Genomic DNA, 22975 nt, shown 5'->3' on the forward strand with positions numbered 1-22975 from the left:
GTAGGAGTCAGTGATTGCTGCTGGAGGGAAAATAGGACAGTTTGATGACAGTCAAATGTACGAAATATTACATTTATATGACAGCGTACAGAAATGAAGCGGGCTCATTGCGAGCCCACTCTTTTAGCAGTTTATTCAACGGTTACCGATTTTGCCAGGTTACGCGGCTGGTCAACATCTGTACCTTTGATGAGTGCCACATGATACGAGAGCAATTGCAGCGGCACGGTGTAGAAAATTGGCGCGATCACTTCTTCTACATGCGGCAATGAGATGATTTTCATGCCATCGCTGTCGCTGAAACCGGCATCCTGATCGGCAAACACGTACAGCAATCCGCCGCGCGCGCGCACTTCTTCGATATTGGATTTCAACTTCTCCAGCAGTTCATTGTTAGGCGCGACCACAATCACCGGCATATCGGCGTCGATCAACGCCAGCGGGCCATGCTTCAGCTCGCCTGCCGCATAGGCTTCGGCATGAATGTAGGAGATCTCTTTCAGCTTCAGCGCGCCTTCCATCGCAATCGGATACTGATCGCCACGGCCGAGGAACAATGCATGATGCTTGTCGGAGAAACCTTCCGCCAGGTTTTCGATCACTTTATCCTGCGCCAGCATCTGCTCAATACGGCTTGGCAGCGCCTGTAACGCATGCACGATTTCGTGCTCGGTTTCCGGCTTCATGCCATGCAGACGACCCAATTTCGCCACCAGCATCAGCAACACGGTTAACTGCGTGGTAAAGGCTTTGGTCGAAGCCACACCGATTTCGGTGCCCGCTTTGGTCATCAACGCCAAATCAGATTCACGCACCAGCGATGATCCGGCCACGTTACAAATTGCCAGCGAACCGAGATAACTCAGCTCTTTCGACAAACGTAGCGCCGCCAGCGTATCGGCGGTTTCACCAGACTGTGACAAGGTGATCAACAGGCTATTTTTACGTACTGCCGATTTGCGATAGCGGAATTCAGACGCGATTTCGACATCGCAAGGCAAGTTCGCCAGCGACTCAAACCAGTAGCGCGACACCATACCAGAGTTGTAAGAGGTGCCGCAGGCGATGATCTGAATATGTTCAACCTGGCTCAGCAGCTTCTCCGCATCCGGGCCCAGTTCGCTGAGATCGACTTCGCCATGATTAAAACGTCCGGTTAAGGTGTTTTTAATCGCGTTCGGCTGCTCGTAGATCTCTTTCTGCATGTAATGGCGATAGATGCCTTTGTCGCCCGCATCATATTGCGCGGTGGATTCGATTTCAGCGCGCTTAACAGTCTTGCCATCGCGATCGATGATGGTGATTTCGCGGCGGGTGATTTCGGCAATATCGCCCTCTTCCAGATAGACGAAGCGACGTGTGACCGGCAGCAACGCCAGTTGATCGGAGGCAATAAAGTTTTCACCCACGCCACGACCAATCACCAGCGGGCTGCCTGAACGTGCCGCCACCAGCAGCGACGGATCGCGGCTGTCCATGATCACCATGCCGTACGCGCCACGCAATTGTGGAATCACGCGCAGCACCACTTCCCGCAGCGTGCCGCCCTGCTTCTGCTCCCAATGCACTAAATGCGCCACCACTTCGGTGTCGGTTTCAGAAGCAAATTGGTAGCCGCGCTCAATTAACTGCACGCGCAGGGGTTCGTGATTCTCAATAATGCCGTTGTGCACGATGATGATGTGCTCAGAGATATGCGGATGCGCATTGGCCTCTGACGGTTCGCCGTGCGTTGCCCAGCGCGTGTGTGCGATACCGGTGCCGCCAATCAGCGGCTGTTGCTCTGCGGCTTCAGCCAGATTTTGCACTTTGCCCAGACGACGCAAACGCGTCATGTGGCCCTGACGATCAACAACGGCTAATCCCGCTGAGTCATAACCGCGATACTCCAGACGACGCAGACCTTCCAGCAGAATCTCTGCGATGTCACGCTGCGCTACTGCACCAACAATTCCACACATAGTAATTTCCTGACTTCATGGCTTTCGGCCATTGCGTTGTCATCTGACCTGATTTTTCCCCGAGCCTTGTAGAGAGTGGGGATATTTTCTTATGGCACTGCTAACGGGCCGATCTTTGTCAGCCCTTAAAATTATTTTTTCTTGGTTGGGCGCTGCCAGCCAGATTTTTGGTTCTGTTCTTTGCGGTTGTAGACCAAATCGGCGGCGGTGACATCTTTCATCACCGTGGTGCCTGCGGCGATGGTTGCGCCACTTGCTACGGTTACAGGCGCGACCAATTGCGTATCGGAGCCGACAAACACGTTGTCGCCGATGATGGTTTTGGATTTATTGGCACCATCGTAATTGCAGGTAATAGTGCCTGCGCCGATATTCACGCCCGCGCCAATTTCCGCATCGCCAAGATAAGAAAGATGGCCGGCTTTCGAGCCTTTGCCGAGCGTGGCCTTCTTCATTTCGACAAAATTGCCCACGTGCGCTTCTTCCGCCAACTCGCTGCCCGGACGTAAGCGGGCAAACGGCCCAACGGTACAGGCCGCCGCTAAGCTGGCATCTTCAATCACCGAATAGGGGCTGATTTCGCAGTCATCACCAATCACGCTGTTTTTAATGATGCAGCCAGCACCGATTTTCACACGGTTACCGAGCGTCACGTTGCCTTCAATGATTACGTTGGTATCGATCTCAACATCACGACCGTGTTGCAAGCTGCCACGCAGATCGAAACGCGCCGGATCGCGCAGCATCACGCCTGCCAGCAACAGCTTTTCGGCCTGCTCGCTTTGGTAAACGCGCTCAAGCGTCGCCAGTTGCAGGCGATTGTTGACGCCATCGGTTTCGCTGATACGTGCAGGATGCACCGCATTAATCACGCGGCCTTCGTGGTGCGCCATAGCGATGATGTCGGTGATATAGAATTCGCCCTGCGCATTATTGTTATTGAGCTGTGCCAACCAGCGTTTGAGATCGCCGCCGTTAGCCACCAGGATGCCAGTGTTAATTTCTGGGATTTTTAGCTGTTCTGCTGAGGCATCTTTCTGTTCGACAATGCCGGTCACGGTGCCGTTTTCGCGCACAATGCGGCCATAACCGGTTGGGTTTTCCAGTACCACGGTGAGCAAACCAATGCCGCCCGCCGGTTTGGCTGCACGCAGACGCTGTAAGCTGTCTTGCGAGATCAGCGGCACATCGCCGTACAGCATCAGAATATCTTCGTCATCGGCAAAGAAAGGGACAGCCTGCTGCATCGCGTGGCCAGTTCCGAGCTGTTCTGCCTGTAAAACCCAATTAAGTGCATTATTCGCCAACGTCGATTTCAGTAAATCGCCGCCGTGACCATAAACCAGGTGGATTTGCTGGGCGCCCAAGCCAGTTGCGGCATCAATCACATGCTGAACCATCGGCTTACCTGCAAGGGTGTGCAGAACTTTGGGCAGATCGGAATACATTCGGGTGCCTTTGCCAGCCGCCAGGATCACCACACTCATCGCGTTTGTAGACATAACTATCCAGACTCAATTTAACTTTCGAAAGTGTAAGGTTTAGCCCTGAGATTACTACATTTTTCTCGAATCGAAATTAGCGGGATAGAGGGATGGGGATTGAGCGGTCACCATAAATGGCGACCTTACATAAAAGGGGCGGGTTTGAGGCAAAAAAAATGCCAGCCCAATGGGCTGGCATTTCGTGACGCATAAAGCCTGATTACATCGCTTTTTTGGTCAGCTCGATTACACGCAGTTTCGCGATAGCTTTCGCCAGTTCCGCAGAGGCCTGAGCATAGTCCACGTCGCCGTGGCTGCTGTTCATGTGCTCTTCTGCTTTACGTTTCGCTTCCAGCGCGCGCGCTTCGTCCAGGTCTTCGCCGCGAATCGCGGTGTCGGCCAGAACGGTGGTGCTGCCAGGCTGAACTTCCAGCACGCCGCCAGAGAGGTAAATAAACTCCTCTTCGCCGTGCTGTTTAACGATATGAATCATACCAGGCTTGATGGCTGTCAGCAGTGGGGCGTGACCAGGACGAATACCCAGCTCACCTTCACTACCTGACACCTGGATACGCTCCACCAGACCAGAGAACATTTGTTGCTCTGCGCTGACCACGTCCAGATGATAAGTCATAGCCATACCATTCCTCCTGGGAAACCGTTATTACAGTTTCTTCGCTTTTTCTACGGCTTCTTCGATAGCGCCGACCATGTAGAACGCCTGCTCTGGCAGGTGGTCAAATTCGCCTTCCATGATGCCTTTGAAGCCACGGATGGTGTCTTTCAGGGTCACGTATTTACCTGGAGAACCGGTGAAGACTTCAGCAACGAAGAACGGCTGAGACAGGAAGCGCTGAATCTTACGCGCACGTGCCACCAACAGTTTGTCTTCTTCAGACAGCTCGTCCATACCAAGGATGGCGATGATGTCTTTCAGTTCCTGGTAACGCTGCAGCAGAGACTGCACGCCACGCGCAACGTCATAGTGCTCCTGACCCACGATCAGTGGATCCAGCTGACGGCTGGTAGAATCCAGCGGGTCAACGGCTGGGTAGATACCCAGAGAGGCGATCTGACGGCTCAGCGTAACGGTTGAGTCCAAGTGAGCAAAGGTGGTTGCTGGTGACGGGTCAGTCAAGTCATCCGCAGGAACGTAAACGGCCTGTACAGAGGTGATTGAACCGGTCTTGGTGGAGGTAATACGCTCCTGCAACACACCCATCTCTTCTGCCAGCGTAGGCTGATAACCTACCGCAGATGGCATACGACCCAGCAGTGCTGATACTTCAGTACCGGCCAGGGTGTAACGATAGATGTTATCGATGAACAGCAGAACGTCACGGCCTTCATCACGGAATTTTTCCGCCATGGTCAAGCCAGTCAGTGCTACGCGCAGACGGTTACCCGGCGGCTCGTTCATCTGACCATACACCAGCGCTACTTTATCGATAACGTTGGAGTCAGTCATTTCGTGGTAGAAGTCGTTACCCTCACGAGTACGCTCACCTACACCAGCAAATACTGAATAACCTGAGTGCTCAGCCGCGATGTTACGGATCAGCTCCATCATGTTTACAGTTTTACCAACACCCGCACCACCGAACAGACCCACTTTACCGCCCTTAGCGAACGGACACATCAGGTCGATAACCTTGATGCCGGTCTCCAGCAGTTCCTGCGAGTTAGACTGATCTTCATAAGAAGGTGCTGCACGGTGAATAGAGGAAACCTCTACTGTGGTGCCATCTTCATTCTGCAGGTCGCCTTTCATGTCGATTGGTTCACCCAATACGTTCATGATACGGCCGAGGGTTGCTTTACCAACCGGTACCTGGATAGGTTTTTTCAGGTCGGTAACTTCCAGGCCGCGCTTCAGGCCATCAGAAGTACCCATGGCGATGGTACGAACCACGCCACCACCCAGCTGCTGCTGAACTTCCAGCACCAGACGAGCATCACCATTGTTCACCTCGAGAGCGCTGTATACCTGCGGTACCGCGTCCTGAGGGAATTCGACGTCAACTACGGCGCCGATAATCTGGACAATCTTTCCAGCTGCCATCTTGAATCCTCTACCTAATACGAAAATACCCCGCCGCGCTCACGCGACAAGATATATGCCTGGTTAAACCGCGGAGGCTCCCGAGACGATCTCGGTAAGTTCCTGGGTGATGCTGGCCTGACGAGCTTTGTTGTAAACCAACTGCAGCTCTTTGATCAGGTTTCCGCCGTTATCGGTTGCTGCTTTCATTGCAACCATACGAGCGGCCTGTTCACTGGCCAGGTTTTCCACCACACCCTGATAAACCTGCGATTCGACATAACGGCGCAGCAGGGTATCCAGCAGCGCTTTCGGATCGGGTTCGTACAGGTAATCCCAGGTCTTCGCCTTCATCTCTTCTTCACCTTCCGCTGGCGGTAACGGCAGCAGTTGGGTAATGGTCGGAGTCTGAGACATGGTGTTATTAAACTTGTTGGCAACGATATACAGCTTGTCGATGCGACCTTCATCGTAGGCCTGCAACATCACTTTTACCGGGCCGATCAAATCAGACAGTGCAGGCTTATCGCCCATACCGGTGACCTGAGCCACAATGTTGCCACCAACAGAGCCGAAGAATGAATTGCCTTTGGAACCGATAACGGCCAGATCGCTCTGTACGCCTTTATCAGACCAGCTTTTCATTTCTGCCAGCAATTTTTTGAACAGGTTAATGTTCAAACCACCACAAAGCCCGCGGTCAGTCGAAACGACCAGGTAGCCGACGCGCTTAACGTCACGCTCATCCAGGTAAGGGTGCTTGTATTCCAGATTACCCAGTGCAAGGTGACCAATCACTTTGCGCATGGTATCTGCATACGGACGGCTGGCCGCCATGCGTTCCTGCGTTTTACGCATTTTGGAGGCGGCGACCATTTCCATCGCTTTGGTGATCTTCTGCGTATTTTTTACGCTGCCGATCTTACTACGTATTTCTTTTGCGCCGGCCATTAGCTTCTCCTCAAAGCCTTGCGGCCTGCCTTTTCAGACAAGCCGCCAGACATTACCAGGACTGGGTTGCTTTAAACGTTTCGAGGAGGCCTTTCAGCTTCTCTTCGATTTCGTTATTGAAGTTACCCGCTTGGTTGATTTCAGCCATCAGCTCAGCGTGATCGCGATCCGCGAACGCCAGCAGAGCGGCTTCGAAGCTGCCGATTTTCGCCAGTTCAACGTCGTTCAGATAGCCGCGCTCAGCAGCAAACAGCACCAGACCCTGTTGCGCAACTGACATCGGCGCATACTGTTTCTGTTTCAGCAGCTCGGTCACTTTCTGACCGTGGCTCAGCTGTTTACGCGTTGCTTCGTCCAGATCTGAAGCGAACTGCGAGAACGCAGCCAGTTCACGATACTGTGCCAGTGCGGTACGAATACCACCAGACAGTTTCTTGATGATCTTAGTCTGTGCAGCACCACCAACACGGGATACAGAGATACCCGGGTTAACAGCTGGACGAATACCGGAGTTGAACAGGTTAGATTCCAGGAAGATCTGACCATCAGTAATCGAGATTACGTTGGTCGGAACGAACGCAGAAACGTCACCCGCCTGAGTTTCGATGATTGGCAGCGCGGTCAGAGAACCGGTCTGGCCTTTCACTTCACCATTGGTGAAGCGCTCAACGTAGTCAGCGCTAACGCGTGATGCACGCTCCAGCAGACGAGAGTGGAGATAGAACACGTCGCCTGGGAATGCTTCACGGCCTGGCGGACGGCGCAGCAGCAGAGAAATCTGACGGTAAGCAACAGCCTGCTTAGACAGGTCATCGTACACGATCAGTGCATCTTCACCGCGGTCACGGAAGTACTCACCCATCGCACAACCGGCGTACGGTGACAGGTACTGCAGTGCAGCAGATTCAGAAGCAGAAGCGACAACCACGATGGTGTTAGCCAGCGCGCCGTGCTCTTCCAGTTTGCGAACCACGTTAGAAATGGTTGACGCTTTCTGACCAATCGCCACGTAGACACACTTGATGCCTGAATCGCGCTGGTTGATGATGGCGTCGATTGCCATTGCGGTTTTACCGGTCTGACGGTCACCGATGATCAGCTCACGCTGGCCACGGCCGATTGGAATCATCGCATCGACAGATTTGTAACCGGTCTGAACAGGCTGATCTACTGACTGACGGTCGATAACGCCCGGTGCAATCATTTCAACAGGCGAGAAGCCGTCGTTTTCGATTGCGCCTTTACCGTCGATCGGTGCACCCAGGGTATTCACCACACGGCCCAGCAGGCCGCGGCCAACTGGAACTTCTAAAATACGACCCGTACATTTTACTTTCATGCCTTCCGCGAGGTCAGCATACGGGCCCATCACTACTGCACCAACCGAGTCACGCTCGAGGTTCAGTGCGATAGCGTAACGGTTGCCCGGCAGGGCAATCATCTCACCCTGCATCACATCGGCCAGGCCGTGTACGCGGATGATACCGTCACTTACAGAAACAATAGTACCTTCGTTGTGAGCTTCACTCACGACATTGAACTGAGCAATGCGCTGCTTGATCAGTTCGCTGATTTCGGTGGAATTCAGTTGCATATGCTCCAGTCCCCTTAAGACTGCAAGACGTCTGCCAGACGATCAAGACGGCCGCGTACGCTGCCATCAATGACCAGGTCACCCGCACGGATAACCACACCTGCCATTACAGACTTATCAATTTTGCAATTCAGCTTAACTTTACGTGACAGACGTTTTTCCATCGCGGCGCTGATTTTAGTCAGCTGACTGTCACTCAGCGTACTGGCAGAAATCACATCCACTTCTGCAGTCGCTTCATAAGCGTCACGCAGTTGGATGTACTGTTCCAGTACCGCTGGAAGCGCTGTCAAACGTCCGTTTTCGGCCATTACCTTAATCAGGTTCTGGGCGTTTTCATCAAGTTGATCGCCACAAACTGCAATGAAAGAAGCAGACAAAGCTTCCGGTGCGAGCGCACCGGAAAGAAGATCTGCGATCTGTTCGTTGCGAGCCACTTCTGCGGCAAACGCCAGCATTGATTGCCAGCGATCGATGCTTTGATGCTCAACAGCAAAGTCAAAAGCTGCTTTGGCGTAGGGGCGAGCTACAGTAATTAGATCAGACATCAGCCCCTCCCTCCTTACAGTTCAGCGACCAGTTTATCAACGATGTCGCTGTTAGCAGCTTCATCCACGGAACGTTCGATGATTTTCTCGGCGCCAGCTAATGCCAGCAACGCGACTTGCTTACGCAGCTCTTCACGGGCACGGGAACGCTCGGCATCAATTTCTGCCTGCGCCTGTGCCACGATGCGGTTGCGTTCAGTTTCAGCTTCAGTTTTCGCTTCGTCCAGAATCTGCGCACGGCGTTTGTTCGCCTGCTCGATAATGACCTGAGCGTCTTCTTTCGCTTTTTTCAGCTGGTCGGTCGCATTGGCCTGCGCGAGATCTAAATCTTTCTTCGCGCGCTCAGCAGAAGCAAGGCCTTCAGCAATTTCTTTCTGGCGCTTTTCGATGGCAGCCATAATCGGTGGCCATACGTACTTCATGCAGAACGCGACAAACAGAATGAACGCGATGGCCTGGCCGAGGATTGTTGCATTAATGTTCACAGCACAATGCCTCTTATTAAGTTAACTTGCTCTGCCGCTATCAGTGATAAACGGCAGAATCCGTCCCTCATCACACCAGGTGCCATGAGTGAACAAGGCTACCAGGTTTAAGCGACAGCAAACATCACGTAGAGACCCAGACCTACAGCGATCATCGGGATTGCATCCACCAGACCCATTACAACAAAGAACTGCGTACGCAGCAGAGGGATCAGATCCGGTTGACGCGCTGCGCCTTCCAGGAATTTACCTCCGAGGATGCCGATACCGATCGCAGCACCGATTGCCGCCAGGCCCATCATCACAGCGGCAGCCATGTACAGCAGATCCATATTCAGGTTTTCCATGACAGTCTCCAGTTTGTTTCAGTTAAAAGCTTAAGTGTTGAGATAAAAATCAATGTTCTTCAGATGCCATCGACAGATAGACGATCGTGAGGACCATGAAAATGAAAGCCTGCAGCGAAATGATCAGGATGTGGAAAATGGCCCATGGCACATTCAACAACCACTGCGACCACCACGGCAGCAAGCCGGCAATCAGGATAAAGATCAACTCACCCGCATACATGTTGCCGAACAGTCGCAGACCCAGTGAAACAGGTTTAGACAGCAGGCTAACACCTTCAAGAATCAGGTTAATGGGGATGAAGATCGGGTGATTAAAAGGCTGCAGCGTCAACTCTTTGGTGAAGCCGCCAATGCCTTTCATTTTGATGCTGTAGAACAGAATCAAAATAAATACGCCCAGCGCCATAGACAGCGTGATGTTCACGTCTGCAGACGGCACGACGCGCAGCGCCGGCAGGCCAAGATAGTGCTCGCCGATAAACGGCAGCAAATCGATAGGCAGCAGATCCATGAAGTTCATCAGGAAGACCCAGACGAAAATCGTCAGAGCCAGCGGGGCGATAAGTTTGCTTTTACCGTGGTACATGTCGCGTACGTTGTTATCAACGAAGCCGACAACCAGTTCGATAGCCGCTTGTAATTTCCCTGGAACACCGCTGGTAGCACTTTTGGCCACTTTGCGGAACAACACCAGGAAAATCAGTCCCAGCACCACAGAGAAAAACATGGAATCGATATTTAATACCCAGAACGTCGCGGGAGCGTCGTGCGGATTCACCAACTCGAAAGTACGCAGGTCCAACTGAAGGTTATTCAGGTGGTGACCTATGTATTCTTGCGGAGTAGAGATTTCTCCAGCAGCCATGATGCCTCTTACCCTTTGTTGTTAATTACAGCCGGAGCGACGATCTGCACCACCAGCACCGATAACCACGTGATGGCGAGTGGCCAAAAGACCGCTCCCAACACACCCAACGCCACCGCGAGAAAAATGACGGTCATGAACACCTTCAACACTTCACCAAGGGCGAAGCTCCAGGCAACACGTCCTTTTGCAGGCGTTTGATCCTGCAGGCGCCAGGCCAAAAACATAAACAACACATTCGGCAGCCAGGCTGCCACTCCACCGGCGATGGCGGAGGCGCCCCAGGTGACCTCTTTCAGGGTAAAGAGCGCACCGATGATGACAAAGGTCACCAGCTGAATGATCAGCACAGCCCGGGCTAATTTCACACTGTAAAGAGACACTGACATGACGCTGAACTCTCCTGCCCCGAACGGGGTATGTCGCGTGTCGTATAAGACTGCCTTTACTCATTTGAGTCAAGCAGCAAAAGCCGTGCAAATTATACGGGCGCCACCTGCGATTTCAATCGGTAAGTAGCGAAAAGGTGAACAATTATTTAAATTTCTTTCCAGAGTGCTATTTTTCAAAACATCGGCTTCTGGCAATGCTCCGCTGAAAGTCTGAAATTGCCCTTTCAACTTGCTTTTAAAGCGTGCTTTAGATCACATAATAAACAATGAATGACGGGTTTATTTTGTATAAGTGATGAAAAGTAAGATTTCAAAACCGACAAAAGTGATTATAAATTAGTAGATTATAATTATCCTAAAATCATAGCTGCCTAATTTTCGATGAAAACACTCTATTGACATCATGCGCTGCAATAAAAACGTAAAACTGATATTACGCACGCCAACTTATTGCAGAGTTATATTTTCAGCAGTGATTATTTGGGCAGGGAAATAGACGCAATATCGTGATCTAAGTGATAATGAAATGTGAATTAATCGTTAAATGTAACAGAAATTTTCGGATAATTTCCGGCAACAATGTTAACTCGCTCACCCTGCCCTGCGGAATAAAAGCTTTTGACTGAAAGTGTTCGATTGCTGATTTTTCATGCAACGAAAACACTAAGACAAACGGCATGAACGGGCGCAAATCCATACCGTTTTGAGGGCTATTGGCGAGTAATGATCACCAGATGGCGATCACCATCCAACTCTGGCACCACCAACGGTTGAATTTTCTCCACTGCAAAGCCCGCTGGTAAGGCGGAAATTTCATCGTCAGGACGCACACCTTTCAATGCGTAAAAACGCCCTTCACGACCTGGTAAATGATGGCACCAGTTCAACATATCTTCCAGCGACGCAAAAGCGCGGCTGATTACACCATCAAAAGGCGGCTCAGAAGGAAACTCTTCCACGCGGCTCTGCACCGGAGTGACGTTAGTAAGTCCTAACTCATGCTGTACCTGACGCAGGAATCGCACGCGTTTGCCGAGGCTATCCAGCAGTGTGAAATGGGATTGCGGACGTACAATCGCCAGCGGAATTCCCGGTAGTCCCGGTCCAGTCCCCACATCGATAAAGCGATCGCCCTGCAAATGCGGCTCAACCACCACGCTATCGAGAATATGGCGCACCAGCATCTGCTGCGGATCGCGAACCGACGTCAGGTTATAGGCCTTATTCCACTTATGCAGCAGCTCAACATAGCCAACCAGCTGTTGTTTTTGTTGATCGGTAAGGGAAATGTTTGCCGCATCTAGCAACGAAGAGAGTTTGTTAATCACGAGGAGAATTCCGTTAACGGGGGCGAGTCGCCTCGCCCCGAAGTCGATCAGGCGCTTTTACGCAGCAGGCCTTGTTTTTTCAGGTAAATCAGCAAAATGGAGATCGCCGCTGGCGTAATACCAGAAATACGCGATGCCTGGCCTATAGAAGTCGGTTTGTGATCGTTGAGTTTGGCGATCACTTCATTCGACAAGCCATTCACCTGACGATAATCGAGCTCAACCGGCAACAAGGTGTTTTCATTGCGCTGCTGGCGATCAATTTCTTCCTGCTGACGCGCAATATAACCTTCGTATTTCACCTGAATTTCCACCTGCTCAGCGGCTTGCTCATCAAGCAATGCTGGGCCGTAGCTGGCAAGTGAAGTCAGCAATGGATAAGTCATTTCAGGACGACGCAACAGATCCTCACCGCTGGCTTCTTTGGTCAGTGGTGCACTGATCACCGCGTTCACTTCAGCGACGTTGTCAGATTTTGGATGCACCCACAGATCGCGCAGACGTTGACGTTCTTGCTCAATCGCTTCCAGTTTCTGGTTGTAGCGTGCCCAACGCGCATCATCCACCAGGCCCAATTCACGGCCAGTTTCAGTTAAACGCAGATCGGCGTTGTCTTCGCGCAGCATCAAGCGATATTCCGCGCGTGAGGTAAACATGCGGTACGGCTCTTTGGTACCCAAAGTGCAGAGATCGTCTACCAGCACACCAAGATAAGCCTGATCGCGACGTGGCGCCCAGCCTTCTTTGTCCGCGGATGCGCGTGCGGCGTTTAAACCCGCCAGCAAACCTTGCGCCGCCGCTTCTTCGTAACCGGTGGTGCCGTTGATCTGCCCAGCAAAGAACAAGCCGTGAATAAATTTGCTTTCCAGCGTTGGCTTCAAATCACGCGGATCGAAGAAATCGTACTCAATGGCATAGCCAGGACGCACGATTTTGGCGTTCTCCAGGCCTTTCATTGAACGGACGATCTGCATCTGTACATCAAATGGCAAACTGGTAGAGATGCCGTTGGGATAGATCTCGTTGCTGGTTAAGCCTTCCGGCTCCAGGAAGATCTGATGTGCGTTACGATCGGCAAAGCGCATCACTTTGTCTTCGATCGATGGGCAATAACGCGGGCCGATCCCTTCGATGATCCCGGCATACATCGGGCTGCGATCAAGGTTATTACGGATCACATCGTGAGTTTGTTCGTTGGTATAAGTGATCCAGCACGGCACCTGTTGTGGATGCTGTGCAACGTTGCCCATGAACGAAAACACCGGCATCGGATTATCACCGTGCTGAGGTGTCAGCACTGAAAAATCAATTGAGCGTGCGTCGATACGCGGTGGCGTACCGGTTTTCAAACGGTTTACACGCAATGGCAGTGCACGCAGGCGTTTAGCCAGTGGGATGGACGGCGGATCGCCTGCACGGCCACCGCTGTAGTTATCCAGGCCGATATGGATTTTGCCATCGAGGAATGTCCCGACGGTCAGCACCACGGTTTTGGCACGGAACTTCAGTCCCATTTGCGTCACAGCACCGACCACACGATCGTTTTCCACAATCAGATCGTCAACCGCTTGCTGGAAGATCATCAGGTTTGGCTGATTCTCCAGTGCCGTGCGTACGGCCTGGCGATACAGCACGCGGTCAGCTTGTGCACGTGTAGCGCGAACCGCTGGGCCTTTGCTGGCGTTTAGTATCCTAAACTGGATACCTGCCTGATCAATTGCCGTGGCCATCAAACCGCCTAAGGCATCCACTTCCTTAACCAGATGTCCTTTCCCGATGCCACCGATCGCCGGATTACAGGACATTTGCCCAAGCGTATCAATGTTATGGGTGAGTAACAGGGTTTGCTGACCCATTCGAGCGGCGGCCATCGCGGCCTCTGTGCCCGCATGACCACCACCGATTACGATGACGTCAAAAGGATCTGGATAAAACATGAAGTGGGTCCTCGTTGAATGTTCGGACAGGGATCGTTGCCCTGGGCGGTGGATTCTACTGAAATTCTGTCGGCGGCGAAAGTCGCGGGATCCTGAGGTTTTAAAAGAAAGGATCTTAAGTCTTTTATATGATCTCTCTGTTAGATCTACTATTAGGATCGCGCCTGCCTGTTGATAACCCAGAAAAGCAATGATTTAACAGTGAATTAGAGAGGATCGTTTGTTGTGAATGATCGGTGATCCTGATCCGTATAAGCTGGGATCAAAAGTGACACTTATGCACAGGCTAAAAAAGAAACAACCGTTGTTCTTTGGATAACTACCGGTTATACGCAAGATTAAGCCTATGTTATCCACAGTTGATTGCGTGATAAACGGATAAAAACAGCGTAATAAACTGGGGATCGTCGTTTATTCCCGATCCCCAACCGCTTAAGATCGTTTTAAATCTGCGTTTTCCACGTTGCGACCCACACTTCGGCCGCGTCTTCTGGGATCTCATGCTCAAGCACGTCGATCTCCAGGCGATCACCAATGCGTTTTGCACCCAACTGGTTCAATTGTTCTTCCAGCAGCTTGATCGCGCCGCAGAAAAGATCATATTCGTGATTGCCGATGCCAACCGCACCATAACGCAGGCCGGAAAGGTCCGGTTGTGTCTCTTGTAATGCTTCATATAAAGGAAGCAAATTGTCGGGCAGTTCACCGGCACCGTGCGTGGAGGTAACAATCAGCCAAATACCTTCAGTTTGCAGCTCATCCAGCTCTGGGCCATGCAGCACCTCGGTCGAGAAGCCTGCTTCCTGTAATTTTTCTTCCAGATGTTCGGCAACATACTCGGCGCTGCCAAGGGTGCTTCCACTGATTAACGTAATATCGGCCATGATGCTCTCCCGCACTAAAGGCGAGCATTGTACGCTGTGATCAAGCCGTGATCCACCTGTGGACAACAGGGTTAATAGTAGAAAGCATCAGGCGGCAAGTCACGTTGTACGCGCGATCTGCCGGGGATAAGTTTGTGCACAGTTAGCTGGGGATCAAGGCTTGATGGTACGCATGATCGGGTTTTGCAGGGAGATCAGGGTTTCGGTGGACTGGATTTCGTCGATAGTCTGGATCTTGTTGATCAACACTTGTTGCAGCGCGTCGATCGATCGGCACATCACTTTGATAAAGATGCTGTAATGGCCGGTGGTATACCAGGCTTCAACCACTTCATCTAACGCTTCCAGCTTGCTCAGTGCCGCCGGATAATCGCGCGCGCTTTTGAGGATAATGCCGATAAAGCAGCAGACATCGAAGCCAAGCTGGCGCGGGTCGATCTCGACGCGCGTGCCCAAAATAATCCCGGCCTGACGCATCTTTTCCACGCGCACATGAATCGTGCCAGGGCTAACATTGAACTGTTTGGCGAGCTCGGCGTAAGCAGTACGCGCATTTTGTAGCAGCGCATTAAGGATGCCGCGATCCAGGTTATCCAGCTGAAGGTGTTCCGCCATTGTCCATCCTCGTTGAGTTCTTCTTCTATGAATAAAGGAGAATGTGCAGCAATTTAGCGGTGCAGGCAAGGTGCAGACAACAGCCATGCCGCTGCCTGCACGCTTTTTTAACGCTTACGCCAGAAGGTGACTTGCGCTTGGGTATGTTGGAATTTGCGCGCCGTCTCGCGGATGACGAATGGAACGTCCTGCGGCGGTGCGACTTCGTCGAACGCATCGCGCAGTTCACGTTGCAGCGCTTGATAGGTGGTTAACGCTTCGCCATTCTCACGCACGCCGCCCAGCCAGTTCTCCTTTGGCGTGAAATCCTCCAGCCAGGTGTACGGTGACGACAGCACCAGCAATCCGCCGGAACGGATCATTGGAGCAATATCCTGTAAGAAGCGTTTGGGCTGGCGCAGGCGATCGATCAGATTCGACGCTAACACCAAATCGTAACGATCCGGCTGCGGCTTGAGATTACAGGCATCGCCCTGCACAAACTGGATGCGCTGCGCTTGCTCGCTACCGAGATCAAACTCCTTCAACCGTACCTGACGATACTCCACCAGCTCACCTTCTTCCGGCACCACATAACGGAAATCTTCGCCAGAAGTCAGTTGCAACGCGACATCAATAAAGCGTGCCGAGTAATCCATGCCAGTGACTTCATCGAAATAGCGCGCCAGTTCAAAGCTGGCTCGTCCGGTGGCACAACCAATATCCAGCGCCTTGCCGCGCGATCCACAGTGTGGCAGCAATTTTTCCACCAGCGCGACGGCGTAATTTGCCACGCCGTAGTAACTCGGTCCGTACTGGAAATCGAGATATTGCGACACCATGCTGTCGGTTTCATACGGATTGAGCGTCATGGTTTCTTCGTGCGAGGAAACCACATAGCGGAATCCAGCATGCTGGAAGAAATGACGGCGGAAAGCGTAACGTGCGGATTTCAGTGCTTCGTTGCCGGTAGAAATCCAGCTGCCACCTTTGATCAGCGCATGCTTGCCATCAAAGGTCGGGGTTGAGAAATCGTCATACAGCGGATGGACCTTAAAGCCTTCGAAACCGTTGGTCGGCGTGGTAGTCCACTGCCAGACATTGCCGACGATGTCGTAAAACTCACCTTGAGCAAAGCGATCAACCGGGCTGGAGGAAGCCCAATACGCCAGATTGATATTGCCCGGTGCCTCGATCCAATCCGGTTGATCGCCGATAACCTGCTCACGCAGTTGCGCCCATTCGGCCTCGCAAGGAAGCTGGACCGATTTGCCGGTCTCTTCTGCCATCCAACGGCAGAAGGCGGCGGCTTCAAGTTGGTTCACTTCCGCTGGCCAATCCCACGGCATGGCAATCTCTTCGGTCATCACGCGCAGTTTTAGCTGATCGGGCAGCTTTTCATCGCCGACCCAAAAGGTGGGCATCTGCGCGCCAGAAAATTCGCGCCAGCCCCAACCTTCATCATCCCACCAGCGGCGATCGTGATAACCGCCGGCGGCAATAAAGGCATAAAACTCAGCGTTGCTCACCAACATCTTGCTGGCTTTAAATGGCTTGAGTTCGGTCTGCTGATTGCCGTATTCATTATCCCAGCCGTAGGTATCGTCCGTTTTACCTTGTTGTACACGGCCACCGGGCATGGCAATCAACGTATTCGCCGGCACCGATTGACGATCGTGACGCGCCTGCGGACAAACCGGCCAATGCGGCTGTGGTTTTACCCAAGCAATCGGTAGCTGGCGGATCAGTACGCTGGAGGTTTCCAGGTGAATACGCTCGTGTTCGATGCCCATCAGCACCACCCATGCTGGGCTTTCCCAGTTGATCGGCAATTCCAGCGGCATGCTGCGAATAAATTCACTCACCAGGCTTTTCACTTTGCCGCGATAGTCGCGCACTTCAGCGATGGTTGGCCAATCGTAATGGCTGTCGTTGAGATCATCCCAACTCATCTCATCCACGCCAATCGCCATCATCGCTTCGATACGATCGTCCACGCGGTTTTCCAGATAGCGGCCCGCCATCAGCTTATTAATGTAGAAAGTTGCGGTGTGGCCAAAATAGAAGATCAGCGGATGGCGCAGTGAAATGGCTTTATTGAACCAGGCACGATCGTCTGCCAGGCAATCAAACAGGCTCTCATACAGTTCCCAGGTTTGGGTGAAATACGCCAGCAGCTCGGCCCGTTTTTGTTCGGAGTTTTGGCCGTAAAGTCGCAGCGTTTGTGTCGGTGCGGGAAGTTTGGCGGTGGTCACGTGATGCTCCAATTGCCGTAGGGGCTGCCTTTAGGCTGCCCGTGAATCGCAAACGGGAGACTTGAAAGCCTCCCCTACGAGTGAATATGACTATTCACTATAGCAAATAAGCATTTCCGTCTGATGAATTAGCGCTGCCAGCGGCGCAGCAGGCGGCTTTTCAAGCCGGTATCAAAGCGCCAGATATGATCGAAGATGCGCAGAATGCCAGGTTTGCCATGCAGCGACATGGCAACAGCGTGAAAGCGTTGTTGATATTGGCGCTGGCGCTGCTTGATGGTGCTGACTACGTCGTCTGGCAATCGTTGGGCAATAAAATCTGACACGATTACCGCATCCGCTTCCTGCCACGCGCTGCCTTCCATACGTTTCACCACCGCGGCGAGACAGGCGGCGAGATCGGTACCGCCGCGAAAACGCTGGCTGAGAAAACGAATCGCCTGCTCAATGCCATTATCGGCGGTCAGTTCATAACCGATCACTTCATGTGCGAACAGCATGATGTAGCAGCGGCGCTTATCCGCCAATGCGACTTTTAACAATGCGAGGCAAAACGCCTTGGCGCAACGTTCGTTGAATCCGCCCATCGAACCGGAAGTATCGACGCAGACGATAAACGGGCCGCGCGGTTGCTCTTCATGTTGCTGGTGGCTGACCGGGCTCATGGTGACTTTTTCGTGCCACGCATCGCCCTGTAAGCGATAAGTCAGCAAACGTTTTTCCACCAATCGACGATAAAACTCCAGCTCCAACTCGCTGATGCTCAGCGCCGCCAACTCGGGCGGCAGCAAGCGCAACACGTCATCACTTTGATGAATACCGCTGACTTCTTCCGGCACATTGTCCGGTTCACGTACTAACTGATGAAACTCTTCCAGCGGTGCATCTTGCGATGGAACCGATTTGGCTTCACGGCTGCGGCCTAACTGCTGCGCCAGTTTCATCAGTTCTGGCTGCTGCGCGAGAAAATCACCGTATTGCACGATCAGCTCATAATCGCCGTGTTGCAGCGGTGCTTTGCTCAAATCCCACAAACGCCCAGCGGCTGCTTCATCATCATCGGTCAGAATCGGTGCCAGTTGACCACTAATCGCCATGCGCTGCTGTAATTCCGCCATCAACCGTTCACGCTGCTCTTCCAGAATGGTTTCGTTCAATGTCAGCGTTTGCAGCGTCAGACTCAGCCGCCAGCGCTGTAAAAACAACGTGTGCTGCGCGCTGCTGAGATGCTCGCTTTCCGCATGCAGCAACAGTTTGCTGGCTTCTTCAATGAACGGTGAGGTCAGGCTTTTCAGCTGCGTCATGATGTTGGGTAACTGGCGGGTAAAATCGGAGCTGCTCAACAACTGCATTTGTTGAAACAGCTGAAACTCGTGCGCCAGCGCTTCCGGCACCGGCGTGACTTTGATCTGCTCGGCGATTTCTGAACGCCAGCGCGGCAGATCACGCATCAGTGCCTGCTTCATGCGCGGAAATTTTTCGAAGAACAATGCCAACTGCGGCGAGGCGAGCAGCGCTATGATCAATTCTTCGATTAACTCGGTTTCGCCAATCGATAACAGTGTGCTCAGCGCCTCAAGCGAGATCATTTTCTCGCCTGTTTCAACTGTTCTGCTACATCTTGCAGGCTGGTTTCAATGCGCGCCAGCCAGTCATCGCTAATGAACAAGCAACGTTGATGCTGGCTAAACAGCGTACGTTGAGCACGCAGCTGAGTTTCTAGCGCATCGTATTCATCCACGATCTCTTGCGGCATCTCGCTACTGTTGCTGGCTCCCGGCAACGTGAGACGCGTCGATTGCAGGCTGACATCGCGCAATGTGAGGCAATGATGGCTATCCACCAGCAGATCCAGCGTCTGACCAAAACCAATGCCGTTAAGCTTGCCGCGGATTTCGCCGCCTTTTAGCAGCCATTGATTCAACGCTTCGCGGCCAATAAGCACGTGCGTAACCTGCATATCGTGCAGCATCAGCGGCTGTTGCAGCATCAATGTCAGCTGTTCGTCGCTTAGCGATTCCGGCAATTCATAGTGCGGTTTACGGCTGAACATGCCGCTGTGTTTTTCCAGCGTCAGCGCTTGCGCCACGCTTTGCTGCTGTTGCAGGGCTAAACGACGACCTTTGATTTGCTGCAATTTGTGCAGCAGCGGCTGTTGCTGCCACGCATGTTGAGTGATCAGCGCATCAATCTCGCGATCCAGCATCTTCATTGAGGCGACGTCATGCCACAGACAATCTTTCAGCAAAATCAGGTCGATTGGCGCGATAGTGACGCGGCCGCTGTAGAAGGCGCTGGCTTGTAAAAGATGAATGGCTTTTTTCCAGCGACGATCGGAGATGTAAGGCGCATCCGGCAGCGTTTCCAGTTGCTGGCGTAGCTGATAGATCAATTCGAACACGTTATCCGGCAGATTGACCTGGCTAATGCCTTGCTGCCACTGATGATATTCCTCATCGCTGATGCGCAATGACTCGATCACCGGATTGTCGTTTTCATCTTGCTGGTGGGTCAACATGCTGCGGAAGTTCTGCTTCTCATGCACGTTATCCAGCCACAGGCGAATCAGCATGCGATCATATAACGCTTCCAAACCGCTATCCGCTTCCGGCAGTTCGTTGGAAGCGGTGACCAATAAGCGCATCGGGATTTTTTCTTCGCTGTCGCCGTTACGGAAGCGTCGTTCGTTGATGGCGGTCAGCAAGGTGTTCAGAATCGCCGGTCCGGCTTTCCAGATTTCGTCGAGGAAGACGATTTCGGCATCCGGCAGATAACCTTTGGTTAAGCGCTGATAACGCCCTTCATCTTTTAGCGCCTGAATGGATAAGGGGCCAAACACTTCTTCAGGAGTAGAAAAACGGGTCATCAGGTATTCAAAAGCGCGGGCGTGCTGGAAGGCATATTTCAGGCGGCGGGCAATTAAGCTTTTCGCAATGCCCGGCGGCCCGAGCAGAAACACGCTTTCGCCGCTTAAAGCGGCCAGCAGGCAGAGGCGGATCGCATGATGGCGTTCGTACAGCCCTTTTTCCAGAGCGTTGCTCAGGCGAGAAATTCTTTCTGCCAAAAGATGGGGTTGAGCCATAATCACATCATTGTCCTTTTGATCCTGGTGCCGTCAAATTTGGCGAGCGCAATACTCTACTGATTATCATGCGCGATTGCGTTGATAGCCGTCAGCTTTTTTGTTTCAGAAGGTTGATGCGAGAGAACTCGCCGCTTCCCGCGATTTTTGGGGCCGAATTTCGGCGAAAAACCGCGTCACTGGCGGACTAATGACACTTTGTAAGAGTAGGTTTTTTTGGGAATATGTGCATACTGTGCGCTTTTTGATGGCTTGAGCGGTAGGCAAATGCCTCATCGGCTCCAACAAAAGACAACTTATGAGCTCGGATAAGAAACAGTCCCTTGGGGCAGTCACACTCGCCGCCATTGGCGTGGTGTATGGCGATATTGGCACCAGCCCGCTGTATACATTGCGTGAATGTCTTTCTGGTCAGTTCGGATTTGGCGTCGAACGCGAAGCGGTTTTTGGCTTCCTGTCGCTGATCTTCTGGCTGCTGATCCTGGTGGTTTCACTTAAATACATCAGCTACGTGATGCGTGCGGATAACGCCGGTGAAGGCGGCATCCTAACGTTGATGTCGTTGGCTGGCCGCCATACTGGTGCCAGAGCCACGGCGGTTTTGGTGATCATGGGCCTGATTGGTGGCAGCTTCTTCTATGGTGAAGTGGTGATTACGCCAGCGGTTTCGGTGCTCTCCGCGATAGAAGGTCTGGAAATTGCTGCGCCGAGCCTCGATGCTTATATCGTGCCGCTAGCGATTGCGGTACTCACGTTGTTATTCGTGATTCAAAAGCACGGCACCGGCATTGTCGGCAAGTTGTTCGCTCCAGTGATGCTGCTGTGGTTTTTGGTGCTGGCGGTGCTCGGTGCGCGCAGCATCATCGACAATCCCGACGTGTTGCACGCCATGAACCCCTATTGGGCGGTGCACTTCTTCATCGAATATAAAACCGTTTCCTTCTTCGCGCTGGGCGCGGTGGTGCTGGCGATTACCGGCGTGGAAGCTCTGTATGCCGATATGGGCCACTTCGGCAAATTCCCGATTCGTCTTGCCTGGTTCATTGTGGTGCTGCCGTCATTGGTGCTGAACTACTTTGGTCAGGGCGCGCTGTTGCTCAAACATCCTGAAGCGATCAAGAACCCGTTCTTCCTGCTGGCGCCAGATTGGATGCTGATCCCGATGTTGATTCTGGCGACGTTAGCCACCGTCATCGCTTCACAAGCCGTTATCTCAGGCGTGTTCTCGTTAACCCGCCAGGCGGTGCGTTTGGGCTATTTGCCACCGATGCGCATCGTACACACCTCAGAAGAAGAGTCCGGGCAGATCTACATTCCGGTGATCAACTGGTTGCTCTACTTCTCCGTGGTCATCGTGATTGTCGGCTTCGAGCACTCAAGTAATCTGGCGGCAGCGTATGGTATCGCGGTCACCGGCACCATGGTGCTGACTGCTATTCTGTGCTCCACCGTGGCGATTCAAAACTGGCACTGGAACCGCTATTTGGTGATTCTGATTCTGATTGCCATGCTGTGTATCGACGTTTCGCTGTTCTCCGCCAACCTGATCAAAGTGTTCTCAGGCGGTTGGTTGCCACTGACACTGGCGCTGGTGATGTTTATCGTCATGACGACCTGGAAGAGCGAGCGCTTCCGTTTGCTGCGTCGTATGCATGAACACGGCAATTCACTGGAAGCGATGATTGCCTCGCTGGAGAAATCGCCGCCGGTACGCGTGCCAGGCACAGCGGTTTACATGTCGCGTGCACTGAATGTGATCCCGTTTGCCATGCTGCATAATCTCAAGCACAACAAAGTACTGCATGAGCGCGTGGTATTGCTGACGTTGCGTACCGAAGATGCGCCATACGTGCATAACGTTCGTCGCGTGACCATCGAGCAGTTGTCGCCGACGTTCTGGCGTGTGGTGGCAAGCTACGGCTGGCGTGAAACCCCGAACGTGGAGGAGATTTTCCACCGCTGCGGTCTTGAAGGCCTTAACTGCCGCATGATGGAAACCTCGTTCTTTATGTCGCATGAATCGCTGATTATTGGCGATCGTCCGTGGTATCTGCGCCTACGCGGCAAGCTGTTCCTCGCGCTGCAACGCAATGCGCTGCGTGCGCCGGATCAATTTGAAATTCCACCCAATCGCGTCATCGAACTGGGCACGCAGGTCGAGATCTAAGGTCACCATGAATGGCGACCCTACGAATGCAGGTGTGCATTGTTTGGCACCTGCATG

At 52.6% G+C, this 22975-nt stretch carries 19 protein-coding genes; 1 reads left to right on the forward strand and 18 read right to left on the reverse strand.

The genetic code is table 11. The features are described from left to right. Window positions 1-131: 131 nt before the first annotated feature. From glmS to ravA, 18 genes are all read right to left on the reverse strand, one after another. Complete coding sequence (glmS, locus tag ACPUC7_RS15450; protein ID WP_494923582.1) at window positions 132-1961, reverse strand: glutamine--fructose-6-phosphate transaminase (isomerizing); 1830 nt, start codon at window positions 1959-1961, stop codon at window positions 132-134. Window positions 1962-2092: 131 nt separating this feature from the next. Then, on the reverse strand, window positions 2093-3463 hold the full coding sequence (glmU, locus tag ACPUC7_RS15455; protein WP_494923583.1) for a bifunctional UDP-N-acetylglucosamine diphosphorylase/glucosamine-1-phosphate N-acetyltransferase GlmU: 1371 nt from the start codon (window positions 3461-3463) through the stop codon (window positions 2093-2095). A gap of 202 nt (window positions 3464-3665) precedes the next feature. Continuing rightward, window positions 3666-4085 (reverse strand): F0F1 ATP synthase subunit epsilon, encoded by a 420-nt coding sequence (locus tag ACPUC7_RS15460; protein WP_008106717.1) that lies wholly within the window; start codon window positions 4083-4085, stop codon window positions 3666-3668. 24 nt (window positions 4086-4109) lie between these two features. Next, on the reverse strand, window positions 4110-5507 hold the full coding sequence (gene atpD, locus ACPUC7_RS15465) for a F0F1 ATP synthase subunit beta (RefSeq protein WP_343554505.1): 1398 nt from the start codon (window positions 5505-5507) through the stop codon (window positions 4110-4112). A gap of 63 nt (window positions 5508-5570) precedes the next feature. After that, window positions 5571-6437, reverse strand: a complete 867-nt coding sequence (atpG, locus tag ACPUC7_RS15470) for a F0F1 ATP synthase subunit gamma (RefSeq protein ID WP_494923584.1) — start codon at window positions 6435-6437, stop codon at window positions 5571-5573. Window positions 6438-6489: 52 nt separating this feature from the next. Continuing rightward, window positions 6490-8031, reverse strand: a complete 1542-nt coding sequence (gene atpA / locus ACPUC7_RS15475; RefSeq protein ID WP_494923585.1) for a F0F1 ATP synthase subunit alpha — start codon at window positions 8029-8031, stop codon at window positions 6490-6492. 14 nt (window positions 8032-8045) lie between these two features. Beyond that, window positions 8046-8579 (reverse strand): F0F1 ATP synthase subunit delta, encoded by a 534-nt coding sequence (gene atpH, locus ACPUC7_RS15480; RefSeq protein WP_097095511.1) that lies wholly within the window; start codon window positions 8577-8579, stop codon window positions 8046-8048. 14 nt (window positions 8580-8593) lie between these two features. Next, entirely contained in the window at window positions 8594-9064 is a 471-nt protein-coding gene (atpF, locus tag ACPUC7_RS15485) for a F0F1 ATP synthase subunit B (protein ID WP_007893603.1), read from the reverse strand. A gap of 107 nt (window positions 9065-9171) precedes the next feature. Continuing rightward, window positions 9172-9411, reverse strand: a complete 240-nt coding sequence (gene atpE / locus ACPUC7_RS15490; protein ID WP_003849523.1) for a F0F1 ATP synthase subunit C — start codon at window positions 9409-9411, stop codon at window positions 9172-9174. A 49-nt stretch (window positions 9412-9460) separates the two neighbouring features. Further along, complete coding sequence (gene atpB / locus ACPUC7_RS15495) at window positions 9461-10279, reverse strand: F0F1 ATP synthase subunit A (RefSeq protein WP_007893608.1); 819 nt, start codon at window positions 10277-10279, stop codon at window positions 9461-9463. Between the two features lie 8 nt (window positions 10280-10287). Further along, window positions 10288-10668: a F0F1 ATP synthase subunit I gene (gene atpI, locus ACPUC7_RS15500; RefSeq protein ID WP_494923586.1), complete on the reverse strand. Its 381-nt coding sequence runs from the start codon at window positions 10666-10668 to the stop codon at window positions 10288-10290. A 713-nt stretch (window positions 10669-11381) separates the two neighbouring features. After that, a complete protein-coding gene (gene rsmG / locus ACPUC7_RS15505) occupies window positions 11382-11999 on the reverse strand; it encodes a 16S rRNA (guanine(527)-N(7))-methyltransferase RsmG (protein ID WP_494923587.1) in 618 nt (205 codons plus the stop codon). Between the two features lie 47 nt (window positions 12000-12046). Then, window positions 12047-13936, reverse strand: coding sequence for a tRNA uridine-5-carboxymethylaminomethyl(34) synthesis enzyme MnmG (gene mnmG, locus ACPUC7_RS15510; RefSeq protein WP_343554373.1), 1890 nt, complete (start codon window positions 13934-13936; stop codon window positions 12047-12049). A 443-nt stretch (window positions 13937-14379) separates the two neighbouring features. After that, entirely contained in the window at window positions 14380-14820 is a 441-nt protein-coding gene (gene mioC / locus ACPUC7_RS15515; RefSeq protein ID WP_494923588.1) for an FMN-binding protein MioC, read from the reverse strand. Window positions 14821-14973: 153 nt separating this feature from the next. Next, the gene (gene asnC / locus ACPUC7_RS15520) at window positions 14974-15435 is read right to left on the reverse strand and encodes a transcriptional regulator AsnC (RefSeq protein ID WP_007893613.1); all 462 of its coding nucleotides are present in this window, start codon (window positions 15433-15435) and stop codon (window positions 14974-14976) included. A 107-nt stretch (window positions 15436-15542) separates the two neighbouring features. Next, a complete protein-coding gene (gene ovoA / locus ACPUC7_RS15525; RefSeq protein ID WP_494923589.1) occupies window positions 15543-17669 on the reverse strand; it encodes a 5-histidylcysteine sulfoxide synthase in 2127 nt (708 codons plus the stop codon). Between the two features lie 128 nt (window positions 17670-17797). Beyond that, a complete protein-coding gene (gene viaA, locus ACPUC7_RS15530; RefSeq protein WP_494923590.1) occupies window positions 17798-19258 on the reverse strand; it encodes an ATPase RavA stimulator ViaA in 1461 nt (486 codons plus the stop codon). Beyond that, window positions 19255-20751 (reverse strand): ATPase RavA, encoded by a 1497-nt coding sequence (ravA, locus tag ACPUC7_RS15535; protein WP_494923591.1) that lies wholly within the window; start codon window positions 20749-20751, stop codon window positions 19255-19257. Before ravA ends, viaA begins: the two co-directional genes overlap by 4 nt. A 298-nt stretch (window positions 20752-21049) precedes the next feature. Between ravA and kup the strand changes: the two genes are divergently transcribed. Then, window positions 21050-22918 (forward strand): low affinity potassium transporter Kup, encoded by a 1869-nt coding sequence (gene kup, locus ACPUC7_RS15540; RefSeq protein ID WP_494923592.1) that lies wholly within the window; start codon window positions 21050-21052, stop codon window positions 22916-22918. The last annotated feature ends 57 nt before the right edge of the window (window positions 22919-22975 follow it).

The organism is Pantoea sp. CFCC18179 (assembly GCF_059412405.1).